This window comes from Streptomyces sp. 1114.5, from assembly GCF_003635085.1.
In the GTDB taxonomy this organism is placed as follows: Bacteria; Actinomycetota; Actinomycetes; order Streptomycetales; family Streptomycetaceae; genus Kitasatospora.
In genome coordinates this window covers 459,321-474,178 of sequence record NZ_RBXE01000003.1, presented here as the reverse complement: position 1 = coordinate 474,178, position 14,858 = coordinate 459,321, and the positions used below count along the sequence as shown (strand labels likewise).

The window sequence follows — 14,858 nt, the reverse complement described above, 5'->3', positions numbered from 1 at the left end:
CAAGCTCCAAGCCGGCCCGCGGCCATCCGCCGGGGCCGGCCCGCACATGCCGCGATCCGTCAGCACGGGCCCGAGCCCGTACCGGCGCACACCCCCCAATGCCGGCACCGGCCGCGCCCTCATCCCCACGGAGGGTCGATCCTTGCGCTTCAAGTCCCCCGGCAGGCCGCGCCTGCCCAGAGCCCGCAAGCTCCTCGCCGTCCTGCCCGCCCTGGCCATGGCCGGCACCGGGCTGCTCGTCACCGCCCCCGGCGCCACGGCGGCCGCCACCGCGCCGCACTCCGGCGCGCACTCCAACGAGCCCGCCACCGCGACGACGACCGCGACCGCCGCGACGACGACCGCCCCCACCAAGCGGCTCTGCGCCGCCCCCACCCACCCCGGTGAGATGGCCTGCCTCGCTCTGGCCCGCACCGACATCGCCCAGCAGCCCGGCCTGGCACCGAACATCAACCCCTCCGGCTACGGCCCCAGCGACCTCACCTCCGCCTACAAGCTGCCCGCCTCGGCCGGCTCCGGAGCCACCGTCGCCATCGTCGACGCCAACGACGACCCCAACGCCGAGTCCGACCTCGCCACCTACCGCTCCCAGTACAACCTGCCCGCCTGCACCACCGCCAACGGCTGCTTCAAGAAGGTCGACCAGCGCGGCGGCACCAGCTACCCGACCGCCGACAGCGGCTGGGCCGGCGAGATCTCGCTCGACGTCGACATGGTCAGCGCGGTCTGCCCCAACTGCCACATCCTCCTCGTCGAAGCCGACAGCGCGACCATGGACAACCTGGGCGCCGCCGTCAACACGGCCGTCTCGCTCGGCGCCAAGTACGTCTCCAACAGCTACGGCGGCTCCGAGGACTCCACCGACCCCAGCTCGGACAGCAGCTACTTCAACCACCCCGGCGTCGCCATCACCGTCTCCTCCGGTGACTCCGGCTACGGCGTCGAGTACCCGGCCGCCTCGCAGTACGTCACCGCGGTCGGCGGCACCAGCCTCAACCGCGCCTCCAACACCCGCGGTTGGAGCGAGAGCGTGTGGGGCAGCAGCTCCGGCGGCAACGGCGCCGGCTCCGGCTGCTCCGCGTACGACGCCAAGCCGAGCTGGCAGCACGACACCGGCTGCGCCAAGCGCACCGTCGCCGACGTCTCCGCCGTCGCCGACCCGGCCACCGGCGTCGCCGTCTACCAGACGTACGGCGGCAGCGGCTGGAACGTCTACGGCGGCACCAGCGCCTCGTCCCCGATCATCGCCGCCGTCTACGCGCTGGCCGGCACCCCGGCCTCCGGCACCACCCCGGCCTCCTACCCGTACGCGCACACCGGCTCGCTGTTCGACGTGACCAGCGGCGCCAACGGCAGCTGCTCCCCGTCCTACCTCTGCACCGCCGGCAGCGGCTACGACGGCCCGACCGGGCTCGGCACCCCCAACGGCACCGCCGCCTTCACCAACGGCAGCACCGGCGGCAACACCGTCACCGTCACCAACCCGGGCAACCAGACCACCGCCCAGGGCGGCTCGGTCAGCCTGCAGATCCACGCCACCGACTCCGCCTCCGGCCAGACCCTCAGCTACAGCGCGAGCGGCCTGCCCACCGGGCTGTCCGTCAACTCCGGCACCGGCCTGATCACCGGCACCGCGAGCACGGCCGGCAGCTACACCGCGACGGTGACCGCCACCGACGCCACCGGCGCCAGCGGCTCCACCACCTTCGGCTGGACCGTCACCGGCACCGGCGGCGGCTGCACCGGCACCCAGCTGCTCGGCAACCCCGGCTTCGAGACCGGCAGCGCCTCCCCCTGGACGGCGACCAGCGGCGTCATCGACAACAGCAGCAGCGAGCCCGCGCACGGCGGCAGCTGGAAGGCCTGGCTCGACGGCTACGGCTCCAGCCACACCGACACGCTCGCCCAGACCGTCACCATCCCGTCCGGCTGCCGGGCCACCCTCAGCTTCTACCTGCACATCGACACGGGTGAGTCCGGCTCCACCGCCTACGACAAGCTGACCATCCAGGCCGGCTCCACCACCCTGGCCACCTTCAGCAACGTCAACGCGGCCGCGGGCTACACCCTGCGCAGCTACGACCTCTCCGCCTTCGCCGGCCAGAGCGTCACCGTCAAGTTCACCGGCACCGAGGACTCCTCCCTCCAGACCAGCTTCGTCATCGACGACACCTCCCTCACCACTTCCTGACCGGTCCCCCGACGCCCGCAGGGGCCACAGGGACCACCGGGCCACAGGGACCATCGGGCCACAGGAACCACCGGGCCACAGGAACCGCGGGGGCCGCAGCGCGCGCAGGCGCTGCGGCCCCTGCGGCATTGCGCGTCACGCACCTCAGCGGCGCCCGCCCGGGGCGGCAAACCGACCGCATGCGACCATATCCGCCATGTTCAGCACATCTCCGCCGGATCGGGACACCTCCCCGCCCGACCCGCGACGCCGCCTCCTGCTCGAACTCGGTGCGGGCCTGTTGAGCGGCGGCCTGCCCGTCCACGACGTGGAGGAGGAGCTGCGCGGGCTCGGACGGGCCCTGGGGGCGCCCGACGTACGGGTCGCCGCCCTGACCACCGGGCTCTTCGTCGCGCTGGACGCGGACGACGCGGCCGCGTTCGAGCCCGTCGGCGCCGCGCTGCGGTTCGAGCAGACGGCCGACGTCCTCGACCTGGTGCACCGGCTGCGCGCGGGCGGACTCGACGGGCACCAGGCGCTGCGCGACCTGGACGCGATCCGCCGGGCGCCGGCCCGCTGGCCCGCCTGGGTCGCCGACCTGGGGATCCTGCCGGTCGGGGTCGGGCTCTGCCTCTACCTGCAGCCGGTGGCGGTGAACGTCCTCGTCACCGCGATCGGCTCGCTGATCGTGGTGGGCCTCACCATGACGGCCCGCCGACTGCCGCTGGTGCGACCGCTGCTACCGGTCACCGCCGGCTTCCTGGTCTCCGTCCTCGTCCTGGCCGCCGCCCGCGCCTCGCTGCTGGACGGGCCGCTGCGCACGATCGTCGCCACCCTGGCGATCCTGCTGCCGGGCGGCCTCCTGGTGACCGGCCTGTCGGAGATCGCCGCGGGCGCGGCCAGCGCCGGGACCGCCCGGCTGGTGTCCGGCTCCGTCCAGCTGGCGCTCTTCCTCACCGGCGTGGTCGCCGCCGCCACCGCCACCGGCGTCCCCGCCTCCGCCCTGGCCAACACCCAGGTGGCGAAGCCCAGTTGGTGGATGATCTGCCTGGGCCTGGCGCTCGCCGTGGCCGGCGTCGTGATCAACGTCAACACCCCGCCGACCGCCATCCCGTGGATCGTGGCGGTGATCGCGGTGACGGCCTGTGTGCAGGTCACGGTGACCACCGCCAACGGCGCGGCGGTCGGCGGCCTGGCCGGCGCGGTCACCGCCGCGGCCGCCGCCACCGTCGCGCACTGGCTGCGGCGCGGCTCCTCCTGGCAGGTGCTCTACCTCCCGGCCTTCTGGATCGTCGTCCCCGGCTCCTTCGGCCTGCTCAACACCGCGCAGATCGAGGTCGGCAACGGGGCGCACGCCGTCCTGACCGCCGTGTCGGCCGTGTTCGGCGTCTCCGTCGGCACCCTGATCGGCTCGGTGATCAGCCGCATCCCCCGGCCCACGGCCGCCCTGCTGCACCTGCGGGCCTGACGGTACGGGCAGGACGACCCTGGCGAGCGGGCGGACGGGTTCGGGGGCGCGCGACCCAGGGCGTGGCGTGCGCGGTCGCGCAACGGATCATCCACGGATTCCCGCGATTCCCCCACATGGCGGCACTCCGTGGGCGGATCATGTCCGTGTGCCGATCACCCCGAACCCGCCCCAGCATCAGTCCCAGTCCCAGCCCCAGCTCCCGACCGCCCGGCCCGCGCGCGCCGCGACCGCGAGCACCGGGCCCGCGAGCTGGGAGGATCGGCTGGAGAGATGGGTCGAGGTGTGCGCCTCCCAACTGTCCTGGTGGGGCCACGACTTCACCGACGGTGCATGGCCGGACACCGAGGACCTGGCCGTCCTGCTCACCCGCACCGTGCACGAGAGCGCCGAGTCCTCGGCACTGCGCCCGGCCCACCACGCCCTGACCGGTGCGCTCGGCTCCGTCCACGCCGCCGAACGCTGGCTGCTGCCCCCGTCCTGCGCCGCCGCCCCCGCCATGGCCTGCCGGCACCTGCGCGAGGCCGCCGACCTCCTGCGCACCGCCCGCCGCCAGCTGCCGGGCCCCGGTGCCATCGGGCCGACAGCCGTCGGCATCCCGCCGTCCTCCGGCTGAGCGCTTGACGGTCCCCGCGCGGTCCGCCTTTCCTGTCCCCATGGCGGAACCGACCTCCAGCGTCCTCGACGTGCTGACGGCGTCGATGGGTGCACTCCCCGTGTTCGACATCGCGTACTTCCTGCCGTGCGGGACGGTGAAGGACAGGGTGCTCAAGCACGACCTCCTGCACGTGCTCCTGATCGACCGGGCGTGGCCGGTGACCTTCCGGTTCGAGGACGAGTACTGCGCGGCCGTCGTCCAGGCCGTTCTGATGAGGGACAGCCGCGTGTCCGCCCGCTCCGTGACGCCGAACGGGCGGCCACCCGCAGCCACCGTCACCGCTACCGCACCCGTGCCCGCTTCCGTGCCCAGCCTGGACGAGATCCGGGAGGTGACCGTTCCCAGCGTGGTGGACTTCCTGAGGTTCGTGCTGGTCCGGCTCGGCCTGCGCGTCCCGGACGACTTCCGGCTGCCGGACGGCGACTTCGTCAGCGCGCACTACCGCCTGGGCCTGCGCTTCGCGGACGAGTTCCGGACCGAGTTCGGCGAGGACTACGCCTCGGTACCGGCCGACGTGCTGAAGGACCTCCCCTTCGCCGACGTGGCCCGGAGCTTCCGCCGCGCGGCCGGAGCCGCGCGCTAGGCGAGCGCCGACAGGCGCCGAGGTGGCCGTCAGGCCGGCTGCGGGGCGATCACTGCCGGAGCGGCCGCGACCTTGCGCGTCTCGCGCATGATCAGCAGGCCGTTGACCACCATCAGCGTCGCGGTCAGGCAGTGGATGCCGAACGCGATGGCCACGGAGCCGTGGTGGGCCAGCACGTTGGCCATGTCACCGTACGCGGCCAGGGCCTCCACCAGCAGCGCCCAGCCCAGCGCCCGGCGCTGGCCCGTCACCAGCAGGACGCCCAGGACCAGGGCCATGACGACGTCGCGGACCCCCTTGACGACCAGGAAGCCGCCGCCGTCCCCGGACGGCCAGCTCGGCAGGCCGAAGCCCGGCGCCGTGGTCTCCGGGCTGAGGATGAACTCCGACCCGAACCAGAGGATGAACAAGATGAAGGCGGCGGCCAGGACGGTGTTGATCTTCTTCAGCGACACGGTTCTTCTCCTTGCGAGTCTTCGTCGGCTTGGTGAGCTTCGTGGAGCTTGCTGAGTCGTGCGGTGCTGCATTCCCGCAGGTCGGGTCGGTTTCGCCGAAAGGCGCCCCGCCGAAATCTAGCGCCGCTAGATGCCAAGGCAACGCTAGTACTACTGCCGTTCGATTGTCTAGCGGTGCTAGGATCGAATCATGTCGGTACAGGAACGCAAGCAGCGCGAACGGGCGGAGCGCGAGCGCCTCATCGTGGCGACGGCCCGCGAACTCGCCGAGCAGGACGGCTGGGACGCGGTCACCACCCGCCGCCTCGCCGAGCGCATCGAGTACAGCCAGCCCGTCCTCTACAGCCACTTCCGCGGCAAGCGCGAGATCATCGGCGCCGTCGCTCTGGAGGGCGCCGCCGAGCTGGCCGCGGCGGTACGGGCGGCGACCTCGGCCGCCGACGGCCCGCGCGCCCGGGTCGCCGCCCTCGCCCGCGCCTACCTCGACTTCGCCGCCCGCAACCCGGCGGTCTACGACGCCATCTTCGAGCTCGACGGCGGCTTGGCCTTCGCCCACGAGGACACCCCGGAACCCCTGAAGGACGCCTTCGCCGCCCTGCTGGAAAGCCTCGGCGAGGTCGCCGGGGACGGCATCCACCCCGGACTGTTCACCGAGACCTTCTGGGCAGCCCTGCACGGACTGGCCACCCTGACCCGCGCAGGACGGCTGCCCCCGGAGGACACCGAGCCGAGGCTGGACCTGCTCGTGGACCGACTCGCCGTGCTCTGACGGGCCGTACACGCTATGACCCACTACCTGCCGCTGCTCGCCACAGCGGCCGACCGGCCCGGCGGGAAGAACGTGTGACCCGCTTCGACCACCACCTGGCCGACATGAGCACGCGCCGGCCGTACCGAGTCCCCCGAGTACCCCGAGTCCCCGTCCCCGAACACTCCCGGAGGTAGCACCGTGGAGAGCCTTCGCCAAGCCGTGGCGGTCATCGCCCATGACCGGGCCCGGCAGCTGGTAGCGACGATCCACTACGCCGCGAACAGCTGGAGCACGACACCGGCGTGGACGATCCCCGGCGGCAAGGTCGAGGTCGGCGAACGCCTCGACCAGGCCGCCGCCCGCGAACTCCGCGAGGAGACCGGGCTGATCACCGACCCGGAGGACCTGCGGCTCGTGCACACGATCCAGGTCCGGGCCGGCTGGGACGGCAAGGGCCCGTTCCTGCTGTCGGTGTTCCTCGCCACCACCTGGCGCGGCGAGCTGACGAACACCGAGCCGGACAAGCACCTCGCCGTCACCTGGTCCCCGGCCGACGCGCCGCCGCTGCCGATGTTCCCGACCGCGCACGCCGCCCTCACCCTCCACTTCTCGGGCGGACGCGGCTTCTCCACCCACGGCTGGGACGACGAACGCTTCGACCCGCGCACCCTGGTCGGCGCGTGAGGGCGATGGGCCGACACCGACGCGCGGCTGCGCGCGTCGATGCGCAGGGGTAGTCGGAGTGCCGGAGGTACCGGGTCGGGAAGTTGTATGACTTGAGCCGGTTCCAGTCCGGTGCACCCCACTTGGCGAGCAGGTTGTCGTACTCGGCGGTGGCGACGGTCGTGATGCCGCAGTGCTTGGAGTTGAGCGACTGGGTGCAGGTCTTCTGGTCGAGCGGGGTCCAGGTGCCGACCGCCAGGTCGGTGGTCTGCCAGGAGTAGAAGACGCCGTTGGGCGTGTAGGTGTCGCCCCACATCCAGGAGGTACTGGAGGTGAGGGACTTGACGACGGTAGGGGCCTCGGTGCCGCCGTGTGAGACGGCCGGGGTGAAGGGTGTGGAGCTGCCCGGGGCGAGCGAGGTGGAGCGGGCGCCCAGCAGTGTCCCGTTCCTGTTGTTCTTGAAGTAGAGGTAGTTGACGCCGTTCACGCCCACCGTCATGTCGCCGTCGATCGCGTCGTACCCGGGGTCGAAGTAGACCTGCGGCGCCGAGACCGTGACGACGTCGGTGGTGTAGTTGACCGACGAGTAGATGACTTTCGACAGATTTGGCGGGCGCCGCGTGATCCGTAGGGTCAGGGGGGTGTGGACGAGTACGCGATGGGTGGACCGGGGGCTGCTGGCGGTGGCGGCGGGCGCGGTCGGGCTGGGTTCGGTGGCCATCTGGTGGGTGTTGGCCGCGATCGCGGCGGCGTTCCTGGCCGGCCTGCGCATGGAGCGGGCCCGGCCGGCGGTGGTGGTGCTGGGGGTGCTGGTCGCCGTCGGCGTCCTGGCGGTGGTGGCCGTACCGGCGTGGACGGTGCGGGGGACGTCGTTCGTGTCCCTGCTGGTCTGCGCCGGGATGGGCCCGTGGATGGTGGGCCGGTTCTGGCGGCAGTCGCAGGAACTGGTGCGGGCCGGGTGGGAGCGGGCGGAGCGGGCCGAGCGCGAACAGCAACTGGTCGCCGAGCAGGCCCGGTTGCGCGAACGGGCGCGGATCGCGCAGGACATGCACGACGCCCTCGGCCATGACCTGAGCCTGATCGCCCTGCGGGCCGGCGCACTGAAGCTGGCACCCGACCTGGCCCCGCCGCACCGGCAGGCGGCCCAGGAGATCCGGGCGGGTGCGGCGGCCGCGGTCGAGCGTCTGGGCGAGGTGATCGGCGTCCTGCGCGAGGAGGCCGAGGGGCGCGCCGCCCCCGGCCCCGCGGATGCCGGCATCCCGCAGCTGGTGCAGGAGGCGGCCGCGGCCGGCCTAGACGTGCGGCTCACGGTCACCGGGGAGGCGGACGGCATGCCGCGCGCGGCCGAGCACGCCGCGTACCGGGTGGTGCAGGAGGGGCTGACCAACGCCACCAAGCACGCCGCGGGCGCGCCGGTCACCGTGCGGGTGACGTACACGCCGGAGGGCGCCCACGTCCGGGTGGCCAACGACGCCCCGGCCGTGGCCCCGACGGCGGCCGCGCCGGCAGCCCCGACGGCAGCCCCGGTGAACGCACCGCCCGCCGCACCGCCCGCCGCCCCGCCCGCCACCCCGGTGGCTGTGCCGGGCACCGGCGGCCGGGGCCTGCTCGGCCTGGCCGAGCGGGTGCGCCTGGCGGGCGGCACCTTCGAGCACGGGCCCCGCGCCGGGGGCGGGGGCTTCGAGGTGTCCGCCCGCCTCCCGCGCTCCGCCGCCGTGTCCGTCCCCTCCCCCGCGCCCGGGCCGGCGGCCGTCTCGCCGGCCCGGGAACTGCGCCACGCCCGCCGCCGGGTGGTCCGGATGGTGGTGGCGGTCGTCCTGGTGCCGCTGCTCACCGCGCTGGCACTGGTCACGGTGCTGCGCGGGTGGGCCGTCCACACGGCCGGACGCGCCGTGCTGGACCCGGCCGACTACGCGTCGCTGCGGGTCGGGCAGGACCGGGCGACGGTGCAGCCGTTCCTGCCGGAGCACCAGGTTCCGTACCATCCGTCAGTGGGCGATCCACCGCCCCGGGGAGAAGGAGTGACGTGCGAGTACTACGCGATGACGGCCGCGGCGTTCGACGACGACCGGTCCGGGGACGCGTACCGGCTCTGCTTCCGGGGGGACGTGCTGGTCTCCCTGGACGCCCTGGTCGAGTGAGCGCCCGTTGAACGGCGGAGCGGGCACCCCGGCACCGGCGGCCCAGGCCACGGCCGACGCAGCGATCCGGGTGGTGATCGCGGACGACGAGCCGATGGTGCGCGCGGGCGTGCGCGCCGTCCTGACGACCGATCCGGGGATCGAGGTCGTCGCCGAGACCGGGGACGGCCGCGAGGCGGTCGAACTGGTCCGGCGGCACCGCCCGGACGTCGCCGTGCTGGACATCCGGATGCCCGGCGCGGACGGCATCGCCGCCGCCGCAGAGATCCGCCGGGCAGCTGCGACCACCCGCTCCGGGGCCGCCACCGGGATCGTCATGCTGACGACCTTCGGCGAGGACGACTACATCCTGCGGGCCCTCGGCGGCGGCGCCAACGGGTTCCTGGTCAAGTCCGGCGAACCGGAGGAACTGATCGCCGGCGTCCGGGCAGTGGCGGACGGCGCCGCCTACCTCTCACCCAAGGTGGCCGCCCGGGTGGTGGCCCACCTCGCCGCCACCGGGGTGGGCGGCCCGGCCGACCGGCGCGCCGCCGCCCGGGAACAGGTCGCCGCGCTGACCGCCCGGGAACGGGACGTGCTGGCCCTGGTCGCGGCCGGGCTGTCCAACGGGCAGATCGCCCGCCGGATCGGCGTCGTGGAAGGGACGGTGAAGGCCCACGTCAGCTCCGTCCTGGCGCGACTGGGGGTGGCCAACCGGGCGGCCGCCGCCGTACTCGCCCACGAGGCCGGGCTGGGCGCCGACGCCCGGGGCTGACCCGGGCACGGAGGCCGGGCCGACGCCAGGCACCGGTACGGAGGCCGGCACGGGGACGGAGGCGGGGACAGCGGCGGGGACGGCGGTGGTGGGTGGTATTCGCCCCGGCGCCAGCAGCAGCGTGCCGAGCAACCGGACCCCGCCCAGCGCGCCGACCGCCGCCGTCACGGACGGCAGCAGCGCGAGAACCACCGCCGCCGTGATCGTGCCGCCGAGCACCGCCCCGGCCACCACGTCGTGTGGGTAGTGCACCCCGGCGGCCACGCGCAGTGCGGCCGTCGCCAGGCCGACCGGGACGACCAGCCACGCCCACCGCGGGCGCAGCAGCACCAGACCGGTGGCCAGGGCCACGGCCAGGGTCGCGTGGTTACTGGGGAACGACCAGTCACCGGGCGGCGGGCAGTCGGCCGCAGCACTGGCCGGCAGCCCGGGCAGGGCGCGGCAGGGTCGCTCCTCGTCGATCAGGACCTTCAGCACCTCGCTCGCCCCGTACGCGAGCACCGTGCCGAGGCCGGTGAGCACCACTCCCGCGACGGTACCGGCCGCCCGGCGCCCGCGCGCCGACCACCAGCACAGCGCCAGCAGCAGCCCCAGCACCAGCAACCCGGCCTCGGTGGCCGGCGCCAGGAGCCCGGCCACGGCCTCCGGCGCGTCCGCGACCGCACCGGCCACCCGCCGGTAGCCGGAGGCGGACGCACCGGTGACCACCCGGAGCGGCCCGTCCGCTCCCCCGCCGGCCGGTGCCAGCCATCCGACCACGCCGGCGCCCGTACCCAGCAGCGCCGCCGCACCGGCCACCCGCACACCCGCGGCCGGGCCGTTCCCGGCTGCCCTCTTCCTGCCCGTTCTCGTCGTCATGCTCGTCATGCCTGGGACAGTAGGAGCGCAGGGCCTGCCAGGACCCGACCCGAAAGCCAGGCAGCGACCTTGACGATCGTCAGGGTTGACATCGATGAGCTGCCGTCGATGAGTCGTCATCGATGAGTTGTCGTCGATGAGTCGTCATCGACGGCGACCAGCCCGTGCCCGTGCCCCCACCCCCGGGCCGCGCGAAGACTGCGAAGCCCTCGTACGGCCGCGCTCCCCGTGCCGACCGCAGGCGTGGCTGGTCAGCTGGACCCGGCCGGTAGCACCGGCGGTAGTCGATCGAAAAGTGAGGTTCAGCATGGCCGTCATCATCGTGTTCGACATTCCGGGCGGCACCCGGGCCCAGTACGAGGAGGTCACCGACAAGATGACCGGGGGGCGCGGCGTCGTGAGGTCGCGCTCGGACTGGCCGGTACCGGGGCTCATCTCGCACTGCGCCGGACCCACCCCGGACGGTTGGCACGTGACGGACGTCTGGGAGTCCAAGGAGGCGTTCCAGCGGTTCGTGGAGAAGATCGCCCCGCTGATGCGGGAGGCCGGGATGCCCGAGACCGAGCCCAAGATCTACGAGGCGTCCAACGTGGTGACCTCCTAGGGGCCTGCCCGGTGTCGCCCGCTACACCCCCGCCCAGCGGCGCAGGGTCGCGGTGGCTGCGGTGGCGTCGGCGGTGGGCAGTTGGGCGATCCGGGCTGCGTGCGTGCCCCCCGGAACCTGGTAGAGGCAGGAGTCCCGGGAACCGTCGCCGAGGCGGAAGGGTTCGGCGACGGACGGGTCGGCGGCACCGTTGACGAACATCAGGTGCTCGCCGTGGGTGCGGACCCAGCGGTCCACGTCGCGCATCGCCTGCGGCCGGTAGTGCAGCGGGACGTCGCGGGGGACGAAGGTGCGCGGTTCGGTGGCACCGGGGTAGCGGACCAGGTCGGCGAGGTGGTCGGTATCGACCTGGAAGTAGCCGAGCTGGGTGCCCAGTTGGTAGAAGTACGGGACGAACTGGTTCGCCACCGAGTCGGCGTAGACCGGCAGTTGGGCGACCTCGGAGAGCCAGCCGTAGAGCGTGTCATCGGAGGCGTCCGGGGCCGGTACGGCCGGGCAGGCGGCCTGGCCCCGGCCCTGCCAGAACATGAACGGCGCGCGCAGGACGGCGATCTCGAAGGCCTTGTCGGCGCTGCCGACCAGCCGGAAGCCGTCACCCCTGGCGTCCGCCCAGGCCTGGTAGCGGGCGACCAGAGCGGTGCGGCGCTCCAGCAGGGCGCGCTGCGCGGCCTGCAGGGCGGTGCGGCACTCGGGGGTGCCGACCGTGCGCAGGAAGGCGAGGTAGGCGGCGTCCTCGCGGTCGTCGATGTTGTTCGGCGCGGAGTAGGCGATGGAGCCGGCCACGTCCCGCGGGTAGAAGCGGCGGTGGTAGACGGTGGTCATGCCGCCCTTGCTGCCGCCGGTGGAGATCCACGGGGCCCGGTAGACGGCCTTCAGCGCCTCGATCACGTGGTGGTGGTCGGCGGCGGCCTGCCGGATGTCGAGGTCGTTCCAGTCGGCGGGCTCGGGCCGGGAGGTGCCGAAGAACCGCTGCTCGGTGCTGACCTGGTTGCCGTCCACCAGCTCGGCGGGCTCCGAGCGGTACTGGCCGGTGGAGAGTCCGTAACCGCTGGTGTAGAGCACGGTGGGGCGGTCGGTACCGCGGTGCAGGAGGGTGAGGCGCTGCTCGAAGCCGCCCTGCTCGGGGTGGCGGTGGTCGGCGGGCTGGTGCAGCGTCAGGACGAAGAACCGGAACCCGGGCGCGGCCGGCTTCTCCTCCACGATCCGCAGGCCCGGCACCGCCTCGATGGCCGCCCGGATGTCGGCCGGTCCGGTTGGGCCGGCCTGCGCAGCCGCCGCGGCGGGCATCACGGCCGTCCCGGCCAGCACCACCACCGCCGCGGCCTGCGCCACCAGCCGTCCGATTCGCGTGCGCATCATGGGTCTTCCTCCCCGGATCGTCGTCGACCGCCAGTCAACCGGCGCGCCGCCCGGGGCGGATCCCGCCGCAGAGGGCTCCCGTCTCCCTCCTGGGAGGGAGCCGCACGCCCCTGGTCCCGGGCAGGTGACCCGGGTGACGTCGTCTCGTCGGTCCGGTCGGTTCGGCCTCCGCTGCGGGTTCGATCCGACCGTGTCAACCCCGGCGTCGCCCACTGCCCTTCACCGGGACGGCGCGGCCGAGGTGCTCACGGGTCGGAAAATGGGCAGGCTGCTCACACGGGCTCAAGGCACTCAGGGCACTCAAGGCACGAACACAGCATGGGGAGGACGAGATCGACGGGACACGGCAGGTGAGCTCCGAGCGGAGCCTGACCGCGCGGGTGCTCGCGCGGTGTGCGCTGCTGGCCGCGGTCGGCGCCGTGGTCGCGCTGCTGTTCGCGGTGGGCTCGGGCAGCCTGGTGGTGATCGTGGCCGGCTTCCTCGAACTGGTCGTCTGGGCGGCCGGCCTCTGGTGGTTCGTGGCGTACCGCGGACTGGTGCGGGTCCTCGGGGCGTTCCTCGCGGTCGCGGCGCCCGTCGGAGTCCTGGTGCTGTTCGTCTACCGGGACCTGTGGCTGACGGCGCTGCTCCTCTTCCTCCTCTGGGGCGCGGCGCTGGTGCTCGCGCGGGAGGCACTGCGCCGGGCGCACGCCCAGCGGGCGCAGCGCCCACAGCAGGTGCCGCGGCCCCGGCGGCCGGTGCTGATCATGAACCCGAAGTCGGGCGGCGGGAAGGTCGGCCGTTTCGGGCTGGTGGAGCGGGCGGAGCGGCTCGGCGCCCGGGTGGTGCTGCTCGACCCCGCCGTCCACGCCGACGTCGCCGCGCTCGCCCGCGAGGCGGTGGCCGACGGCGCCGACCTGCTCGGCGTCGCGGGCGGCGACGGCACCCAGGCCCTGGTCGCGGCGGTCGCCGCCGAGCACGGACTGCCGTTCCTGGTGATCTGCGCCGGCACCCGCAACCACTTCGCCATGGACCTCGGCCTCGACCGCTCCGACCCCGCGCGCTGCCTGGACGCGCTGACCGACGGCGAGGAGCTGCGGGTCGACCTCGGCGAGGTCGCGGGCCGGGCCTTCGTCAACACCGTCTCCTTCGGGGTGTACGCGGACATCGTGCAGCGCCCCGAGTACCGCGACGACAAGGCGGGCACCATGCTCAACCTCCTGCCGGACCTGCTGGTGGGCGAGGGCGTACGGCGGGTCGACGCCCGCATCGACGGCCGGGTCGACGACCCCGCGCCCGCCTCGCTCTCGGGCCAACAGGCGCTGCTGGTCAGCAACAACCCGTACGCTTCCCCCGCCGAGCTGGACGGCGGCGGCCGCCGGTCGCGGCTCGACGGCGGCGTACTGGGCGTGCTGGGCATCCGGGTGGAGAGTGCGACGCAGGCGGCGGACCTGGCCGTCCGGGGCTCGCAGTCCACCGGGCTGACCGTGCTGACCGCGCGGCGGGTCGAGGTGACCTCCGACCACCCTCAGCGCGACCAGGACGAGATCCCGGTGGCCGTCGACGGCGAGGCGCTGCAGATGCCCACACCGGTGGTGTGCACGCTGCGCCCGGGCGCCCTGCGGGTCCTGGTGCCGCGCGACCGCCCGGGCGTCGGCGCCCCGGCCATCCCCCGGATGGACTGGCGGTTGCTCGCGGCCCTCGCGTTCAACCGCGGCGAGCGGGACTCCGGCGAGCACGGCTCCAGGGGACGGGATTCCGGAGGGCAGGCCCATGACTGAGCGGAACGAGCGGAACGGGCGGAACGGGCGGAAGGAGCGGAACCACCGGACGACATCCCCTGCCGACGTGCTCACCGACCTGCGCGCGATCGACGGAGCCCTGTACGCGGCCGTGGCCGCCACCCCCACCCCGGCCCTGGACTCGGCGCTGCGCCGACTGTCCCGCGCGGCCGACCACTCGAAGATCTCGCTGACCGTCGCCGCCGGCCTCGCCCTGGTCCCCGGCCGGCCCCGGCAGGCGGCCGTGGTCGGGGTCGCCGCCGTCGCCCTGGCCTCGGTGGCCGCGAACCTGATCGGCAAGCGGATGGTCCACCGGCGCAGGCCCGACCGAGAGCGGGCCCGGGTGATCGTGTCCCGGCAGGTGCCGATGCCGGAGTCGGCGTCCTTCCCGTCCGGGCACACCGCGTCGGCGACGGCCTTCGCCACCGCGGTCAGCGTCGTGCTGCCCCCGGCGGCGGTGCCGCTCGGGGCGCTGGCGGTGGCCGTCGGCTACTCCCGCGTCCACACGGGCGTGCACTACCCGGGCGACGTCGCGGCCGGCGCCGTCCTCGGCTTTGCGGCCGCGGCAGCGGCCCTGGCCGTCGTGCACGTACCGCTGCAGCTCGCCGAAGGATGAGCCTCGAAGGGCGAACCC

At 74.0% G+C, this 14,858-nt stretch carries 14 protein-coding genes and 2 pseudogenes; 12 read left to right on the top strand and 4 right to left on the bottom strand.

The window, feature by feature from the left end:
• The first annotated feature begins 142 nt into the window (after positions 1-142).
• The 4 genes from BX285_RS33555 (at position 143) to BX285_RS33540 (ending at position 4,879) form a co-directional block, all read left to right on the top strand.
• Complete coding sequence (locus BX285_RS33555) at positions 143-2,191, top strand: putative Ig domain-containing protein (protein WP_398901741.1); 2,049 nt, start codon at positions 143-145, stop codon at positions 2,189-2,191.
• 196 nt (positions 2,192-2,387) lie between these two features.
• Positions 2,388-3,638 carry a threonine/serine exporter family protein gene (locus BX285_RS33550; protein WP_121179366.1) on the top strand — a complete coding sequence of 417 codons (1,251 nt, stop codon included), beginning with the start codon at positions 2,388-2,390 and terminating at the stop codon, positions 3,636-3,638.
• Positions 3,639-3,786: 148 nt separating this feature from the next.
• On the top strand, positions 3,787-4,254 hold the full coding sequence (locus BX285_RS33545) for a hypothetical protein (protein ID WP_121179365.1): 468 nt from the start codon (positions 3,787-3,789) through the stop codon (positions 4,252-4,254).
• A gap of 40 nt (positions 4,255-4,294) precedes the next feature.
• Complete coding sequence (locus BX285_RS33540; protein ID WP_097241135.1) at positions 4,295-4,879, top strand: hypothetical protein; 585 nt, start codon at positions 4,295-4,297, stop codon at positions 4,877-4,879.
• 29 nt (positions 4,880-4,908) lie between these two features.
• Here BX285_RS33540 and BX285_RS33535 read toward each other — a convergent pair whose 3' ends face one another.
• A complete protein-coding gene (locus BX285_RS33535; protein ID WP_121179364.1) occupies positions 4,909-5,334 on the bottom strand; it encodes a DUF4267 domain-containing protein in 426 nt (141 codons plus the stop codon).
• 190 nt (positions 5,335-5,524) lie between these two features.
• On the opposite strand from BX285_RS33535, the gene BX285_RS33530 reads away from it, so the two are divergent.
• Entirely contained in the window at positions 5,525-6,103 is a 579-nt protein-coding gene (locus BX285_RS33530; RefSeq protein WP_121179363.1) for a TetR/AcrR family transcriptional regulator, read from the top strand.
• A 180-nt stretch (positions 6,104-6,283) separates the two neighbouring features.
• Positions 6,284-6,769, top strand: coding sequence for an NUDIX domain-containing protein (locus tag BX285_RS33525; RefSeq protein ID WP_097241138.1), 486 nt, complete (start codon positions 6,284-6,286; stop codon positions 6,767-6,769).
• A gap of 49 nt (positions 6,770-6,818) precedes the next feature.
• Here BX285_RS33525 and BX285_RS33520 read toward each other — a convergent pair.
• Positions 6,819-7,328, bottom strand: a pseudogene (locus BX285_RS33520) (alpha-L-arabinofuranosidase); the annotation flags it as partial.
• A 133-nt stretch (positions 7,329-7,461) separates the two neighbouring features.
• On the opposite strand from BX285_RS33520, the gene BX285_RS33515 reads away from it, so the two are divergent.
• Positions 7,462-8,889, top strand: coding sequence for a sensor histidine kinase (locus BX285_RS33515; protein ID WP_147465279.1), 1,428 nt, complete (start codon positions 7,462-7,464; stop codon positions 8,887-8,889).
• 7 nt (positions 8,890-8,896) lie between these two features.
• On the top strand, positions 8,897-9,643 hold the full coding sequence (locus tag BX285_RS33510) for a response regulator transcription factor (protein WP_398901736.1): 747 nt from the start codon (positions 8,897-8,899) through the stop codon (positions 9,641-9,643).
• 243 nt (positions 9,644-9,886) lie between these two features.
• On the opposite strand, the pseudogene BX285_RS38875 reads toward BX285_RS33510, so the two are convergent.
• Positions 9,887-10,120: pseudogene (locus tag BX285_RS38875) on the bottom strand (phosphatase PAP2 family protein); the annotation flags it as partial.
• A 37-nt stretch (positions 10,121-10,157) separates the two neighbouring features.
• On the opposite strand from BX285_RS38875, the gene BX285_RS38870 reads away from it, so the two are divergent.
• Both BX285_RS38870 and BX285_RS33500 read left to right on the top strand, forming a co-directional pair.
• A complete protein-coding gene (locus BX285_RS38870) occupies positions 10,158-10,325 on the top strand; it encodes a hypothetical protein (RefSeq protein ID WP_259470987.1) in 168 nt (55 codons plus the stop codon).
• A gap of 483 nt (positions 10,326-10,808) precedes the next feature.
• Positions 10,809-11,105, top strand: a complete 297-nt coding sequence (locus BX285_RS33500; protein WP_097241141.1) for a hypothetical protein — start codon at positions 10,809-10,811, stop codon at positions 11,103-11,105.
• A gap of 21 nt (positions 11,106-11,126) precedes the next feature.
• Here BX285_RS33500 and BX285_RS33495 read toward each other — a convergent pair whose 3' ends face one another.
• A complete protein-coding gene (locus tag BX285_RS33495; protein WP_121179361.1) occupies positions 11,127-12,464 on the bottom strand; it encodes a S28 family serine protease in 1,338 nt (445 codons plus the stop codon).
• 350 nt (positions 12,465-12,814) lie between these two features.
• Here BX285_RS33495 and BX285_RS33490 point away from each other — a divergent pair, with 350 nt between their 5' ends.
• Complete coding sequence (locus tag BX285_RS33490) at positions 12,815-14,224, top strand: diacylglycerol kinase family protein (protein ID WP_121179360.1); 1,410 nt, start codon at positions 12,815-12,817, stop codon at positions 14,222-14,224.
• A complete protein-coding gene (locus BX285_RS33485) occupies positions 14,217-14,840 on the top strand; it encodes a phosphatase PAP2 family protein (protein WP_121179359.1) in 624 nt (207 codons plus the stop codon). Before BX285_RS33490 ends, BX285_RS33485 begins: the two co-directional genes overlap by 8 nt.
• Positions 14,841-14,858: the final 18 nt, after the last annotated feature.